This is a genomic window from Rubritalea sp. (genome assembly GCF_039830215.1).
In the GTDB taxonomy this organism is placed as follows: domain Bacteria; phylum Verrucomicrobiota; class Verrucomicrobiia; order Verrucomicrobiales; family Akkermansiaceae; genus Rubritalea.
In genome coordinates this window covers 1-5552 of the sequence record NZ_JBDOPO010000258.1, presented here as the reverse complement: position 1 = coordinate 5552, position 5552 = coordinate 1, and the positions used below count along the sequence as shown (strand labels likewise).

The following is a 5552-nucleotide window of genomic DNA, read 5'->3' as shown; positions in this document are numbered from 1 at the left end:
TAGAAATTAACCTCATAGAGGACAAACTTAGCTAAACTACCATGTCCTTCAGCTACATAAACAGAGAACTCTCTTGGATTGAGTTCAACCAACGAGTCCTAAGTGAAGCGCAACGGCAAGATAAGGCTCTACTCGAGCGACTAAAATTCCTAGCCATAAGCGCCTCTAACATGGACGAATTTTTCCAAGTGCGAGTCGGAGGACTCACCCTCCTTAAAAGCACAGGATCAAGAAAAAGAGATATCTCTGGAATGACGCCAGTGCAACAACTCGCGGCCGTTCGCAAGCGCATAAAAAATCAAGTAACCGAACAGTACACACTATTCAATAACGAGTTACTCCCAGATTTAGAACTAAACAAGATCCAGATCCGATCCCCAAAGAAACTCCCAAAACACATCAAAGAGCAAGCGCATCGCCGCTTCGAAAAAAACATTTTCCCCCTACTCACACCACTAGCCGTAGAGAAACACACCAAGGAAGATGATCACCCCGCCCTAACACTACCAGCCATGACACTCATTGTTGCCTGTGTTATGAAAAGTAAAAAAAACAAACAACGTACCGTACTCATACCTATAACGGAAGGCATTGACCGATTCATTCAGGTGGAAGAACTCGGCACCCAGTATGTCATCCCCACTGAAGACGCCATTGCGTATTTTGCTAATATCCTTTTCCCTAGTGAAACTGTTAGAGCACACACGGTGTTTCGAATAACGCGTAATGGAGACATCGCGGTTCAGGAAGAAGACGCAATCGACCTAGCTGGAGAAATGGAGGAAGTCCTCTCAGCTAGGAAAACTAGCAACACTGTACGTGTTGAGATGAGTGCTACAGGCTCCAGACTGCTAGAAAAAACTGTACTTTCCTTGTCCAGGGCCAGCATTGAGCAAGTATACAGAATCAACGGACCATTATGCCTTAGCGACTTCATGCAGCTCGCATTCATCTCTGGCTATGAAGATCTCAAAGCCCCCTCCTGGGAGCCCCAAGCAGCCACTAGCATTGATTTCCAAAATTCTATTTTTGATGAGATTTCAAAGGGTGACATCCTACTCTATCACCCGTACCAAAGTTTTGACCCAGTCATCCGCCTCATTGAAGAAGCATCAAAAGACGACGGAGTTCTAGCGATCAAACAAGTCCTCTACCGCACGGCAAAACACTCTCGCATCATTGATGCTCTCATTAGAGCTGCTGAGAATGGCAAACAAGTGACAGTTCTTGTAGAAATAAAGGCTCGCTTTGACGAAGCTAGAAACCTGCATAGAGCTGAAGAACTCCAGCGTGCAGGAGTTCAGATTGTTTACGGAGTAAAGGGGCTAAAAACCCATGCTAAAATAACTTTAATCCTCAGAAAAGAAGCGGGATCTATCAAACGCTACTGCCATTTCGGAACAGGTAACTACAACGAGACGACGGCACGACTCTACACCGATGCATCCATCCTCACCGCAAATAGTAAGTTTGGCGCCGATGCATCAATTGTATTCAACGCCATCACCGGACGCTCAAAGCTCGTCACAACAAATCACCTTCTGCCAGCTCCAACCCACATGAAGAAGCGCCTACTTGAGCTCATCGCTAGTGAATCCTCCCGTGCCAAATCAGGTGAAAAAGCATATATCACCGCTAAGGTAAACTCGCTGCAGGATAAAGAGATTATTGATGCACTCTATAGAGCCTCCAAAGCTGGAGTTAAAATCAAGCTCAACATCCGCGGTATTTGCTGTCTCAAGACCGGCTCGCATCCAGAAGCTAAAAACATCGAAGTCACTTCAGTCATCGATTACTACCTCGAACACTCTAGAATTTTTCAATTTTACCAAGGTGGAGATAACCTCATATTTATCTCTTCAGCCGACTGGATGACTCGGAACCTTGAAAAGCGTGTGGAACTCATGATTCCAATCGTCGATAAGGACATCAAATCCCAAATCTCCGAAATTCTTCAAGCCGCATTCAAAGACAACCAACAAGCACACCGAATATTGGAAGATGGCAGCTCGGAACGCGTTAATCCCAAGGGAAAAACTAGCGTATTCAGAATGCAAGAGCACCTGCAGAAAAAGGCAGTAAAATTAGCAAAAGCTCGAGCCTACACGCGCACCACAACATTTGAGCCACACAGACCGAGCAACTAAGCTCTCTAAAATGGCCAGAGCACTGGGATCATGATACTCGCCACAATCCACAAGACTAAATTGAGTGGGAAACCCACCTTAAAGAAGTCACTAAACTTATAACCTCCAGCACCATACACAAACGTGTTAGTCTGGTATCCGATTGGAGTTGAGAAGCTCGCTGATGCACCAAACATTACTGACACTACGAAGGGTCTAGGGTCCACTCCCATCTGAATCCCCACATAAATAGATAAGGGGGTGAGCAAAGCTGCAACAGCATTATTTGATATCATTTCAGTGAGAACATTTGCTAAGAGATAAAAGGCTGCCAACATGATGTAAGGTTTCACTCCTGCATCCACGAAATCAATGCCGTCGACAATCCCAACCACAGCACGTGCGGTGTTTGCTGCGAGACCGCTCTGGGACATGGCCATCCCGAGCCCTAGCATCCCACAAATCATGAACACAACTTTCCACTCGATCGCCTGGAAAGCTTCAATTGGGTCAAGGCAGCGTGTCACCAAAACACCAAAAGCGCAGCACATAGCCAAAAGCACAGTTGGTACTGCTGGAATTCCCCAATTCCCCCCAAGTGCACCAACCACAATAAATAAGGCTAGCGAGATCAACACGAATGGCGCCTTGTGCGCACGACTCTCTTGATGCTTAGGAGCACTGAGGTTAATGAAATCTTTCTGCTGAAAAAGGCGCTGCATTTTCTCTGAGGGGCCCTGAACAAGCAAGGTATCACCAAACCTCAAACGCTCATCCTCAAAGCGTTCGCGAAGATTCTCACCCTTGCGATGCACTGCTAATATGAGCACTCCGAAGCGCTGACGAAAGTTGAGCTCTTTTAGGTTTTTACCAGCTAGTGACGACTCAGGTCCTAAAATACCCTCCATCAACACAGCCGACTCAATACGGACATCTTCCAGCCCCAGCCTTTCTTCGCCACGGACATCAACGTCCGTATTGTTTTTGATACCCATCAGGGCTTGAACCCCACCTTTGAAAACTATTTCATCACCAGTCTCAAAACGAATCTTAGGCAACGGTTCCAGCATTCGAGCTCCATTTCGGCGGACTTCTATCACTCTAGCTTTCTTAATTTTTGCTAATTCTGAATCAGGAAATAGCTGCCCGGCTAGCGGGGAATTCTCCTTAACAAAGGCATGCGTAATAAACTCCCTGCTCGTCTCATTATCGATCAACGCAGCCAAAGTTGTACGGTCGGGCAAGAGCCTTCGGCCTATCGTCACCATGTAGAAAAAAGTCACCACCACAAAGGTCAACCCCAGTGGAGTAATCTCAAACATAGTGAATGGTTTCATCACCTTGTTGGCTATACCCGCAGCCACTAGATTCGTCGAAGTACCAATGACAGTCATCGTTCCTCCAGCCACCGCGGCATAGGAAAGTGGAATCAAAAAGTGTGACGCCTTGTAGTCTTTACGTCTGCAAATCCCCAATACTATGGGCATGAAAACCACTACCACCGGAGTGTTATTGACGAATCCAGACAAACTCGAAACCAGTATCAACATGACCACCAACATGCGAAGTGGGCTCCCTCCAGCAAATCTCTCAAACCAGCTACCTAAGGAATCAATCACACCCGTACGATCAAGAGCTGCACTTAAAATAAACATGCTCGCCACTGTGATCGGCGCAGGATGGGAAAACACTAATAAGGCATTATTCTCCGCTCCTGGGGTGACTGATAGTACTCCTGAAAAAATACATGCCACTAAACCGCCGATAGCAACCAACTCTGTTGAAAGCCACTCCCTGACGAATGCAACAAAAACGACGATCATCAAGATCGCCAAAAATACCTGCTGCCCACTCTCAAAAAACATCAATACAAAAACTAGCAGATCTCTGTAACTCGACTAAGCCTAAAAAGTCAGGTCTAAAGAAAAAACTGTTCCCACTCTGCGAGTTTAAAGCCAGCCAGAGCCCCTTTTGAGGAAACTAGAAATGGACGTTTCACCAAATTTCCTCGACTATGAAGCATTTCCAGAGCTTCTTGCTCGGTCAGCGTTGGAAGAAGGTCCTTTACCCCCAACTCGCGATAATCCCCGCCCGAACTATTAAAAAGAGCTTTGAGAGTGAGGCCACTCTTCAAAGCCAACTTTAGTTCATCGATCGAAGGGGGAGTCTCGCGAATAGCGATCTCCTCCACCTCGACGGCACTCTCTGTCAACCACTTCTTTGCCTTACGGCAAGTGCCACATCCTTTGTAACTGTAGTACCTAAGCATGCGAAATGGTGCTAAAATCTCTTATAAATTAACCAATACGGAAGGTGATGCGCGCCTTTGTAGTATCGTAAGGAGACATCTCCATACGCACGCGGTCACCAACAACCAGACGAATGAAACGCTTACGCATTTTCCCTGAAATATGTGCTAACACCTCGTGGCCACCAGCAAGTTCAACTCGGAACATAGTACCAGCAAGAACAACCTTGATCGTACCTTCAATCTCTACAGACTTATCCTCACGTGTATCTTCTTCCTTTTTCTTAAACCGGCCACTAGCTCCTCCGCCTGGTCTTCTATTTGGGCGGCGACCGCCTCTTCTTGGTTTTGCTGCGATAACGTTTCTCCTTTGTTGATTAAATCTGAAGCAAGCTCCATTAATTCTGGCAACTTACTGCGAGCGCATGATCATTAGATATCTCGTCTACGCAACACTTATTTAGGACTATTCTTGAATAATTTGTCTCAAAAAAGCTCTAAGCTGCCCCTTGGAGCTCTTTGAAAACGCAGTACTAGCTGTAGGATGACTCCACACGATTCGCCACATCACGATAACCGTAGTCAACTTCGTAGATTTGCTTAAAACACTCCAGAGCGTCTACTTTCACTCCCATCTTCTCGTGAATCAGGCCTTTTTCGTAAAGAACTTCTTTCTTCGTTGAGTCCATTGCCTGTAAGTCAGCTAGGGCATCAGACAACTGTTTGATAGCAAGGTCAAACATAGACTTACCATCAAAAGCACGCGCTAGTGTAAGCAATACGCGTGTCCTAATGTGGGGGTTACGTGTAGCTTGCTGCAAGTGTGGAATGGCTTCACTATAAGCTCCAGAATTATAGAGAGCTGATCCAAGTTCAAAGCGTAGCTGAGGATCAGTAGGGTTTTGCTCGACGCGTCTTTCTGCCTCAACCACAGAGGCTTTAGCCAATGATTGTCGAGCGGCAACCACTTGCGCACGAAGTTCGTCATTATTTGGATCTGCCTCGAGCTGCTCTTCGAGCTCTTTCATTTTCTCATTGGCCACACGGTCACCTATCTGACCAGCCTTGAGTTTCAAAGCAGTGTCCCCGTTACTTATCTGGTAAGCCCAATCATAAAACGCGTGTGCGTCCTTCCAATTCTCCATATTTTCATACAGCTGAGCAATGTCCTTAACCAC

4 protein-coding genes and 1 pseudogene are annotated in these 5552 nt (G+C 46.3%); 1 reads left to right on the top strand and 4 read right to left on the bottom strand.

Annotated elements, in window-relative coordinates; translation table 11 throughout:
- Nucleotides 1-41 precede the first annotated feature (41 nt).
- On the top strand, nucleotides 42-2147 hold the full coding sequence (gene ppk1 / locus ABGY95_RS08475; protein ID WP_347441246.1) for a polyphosphate kinase 1: 2106 nt from the start codon (nucleotides 42-44) through the stop codon (nucleotides 2145-2147).
- A 5-nt stretch (nucleotides 2148-2152) separates the two neighbouring features.
- Here the strand turns inward: ppk1 and ABGY95_RS08470 are convergent, their stop codons facing one another.
- From ABGY95_RS08470 to ABGY95_RS08455, 4 genes and pseudogenes are all read right to left on the bottom strand, one after another.
- Nucleotides 2153-3991 carry an SLC13 family permease gene (locus ABGY95_RS08470; protein ID WP_347441245.1) on the bottom strand — a complete coding sequence of 613 codons (1839 nt, stop codon included), beginning with the start codon at nucleotides 3989-3991 and terminating at the stop codon, nucleotides 2153-2155.
- Nucleotides 3992-4044: 53 nt separating this feature from the next.
- On the bottom strand, nucleotides 4045-4395 hold the full coding sequence (locus tag ABGY95_RS08465; RefSeq protein WP_347441244.1) for a Spx/MgsR family RNA polymerase-binding regulatory protein: 351 nt from the start codon (nucleotides 4393-4395) through the stop codon (nucleotides 4045-4047).
- A 28-nt stretch (nucleotides 4396-4423) separates the two neighbouring features.
- A complete protein-coding gene (gene infA / locus ABGY95_RS08460; RefSeq protein WP_347441247.1) occupies nucleotides 4424-4732 on the bottom strand; it encodes a translation initiation factor IF-1 in 309 nt (102 codons plus the stop codon).
- A gap of 175 nt (nucleotides 4733-4907) precedes the next feature.
- Nucleotides 4908-5552: pseudogene (locus tag ABGY95_RS08455) on the bottom strand (hypothetical protein); the annotation flags it as partial.

Coding starts and splice junctions, on each gene's coding strand:
- ppk1 (WP_347441246.1), top strand. CDS start 42: ATGTCCTTCAGCTACATAAACAGAGAACTCTCTTGGATTGAGTTCAAC.
- ABGY95_RS08470 (WP_347441245.1), bottom strand. CDS start 3,991: ATGTTTTTTGAGAGTGGGCAGCAGGTATTTTTGGCGATCTTGATGATC.
- ABGY95_RS08465 (WP_347441244.1), bottom strand. CDS start 4,395: ATGCTTAGGTACTACAGTTACAAAGGATGTGGCACTTGCCGTAAGGCA.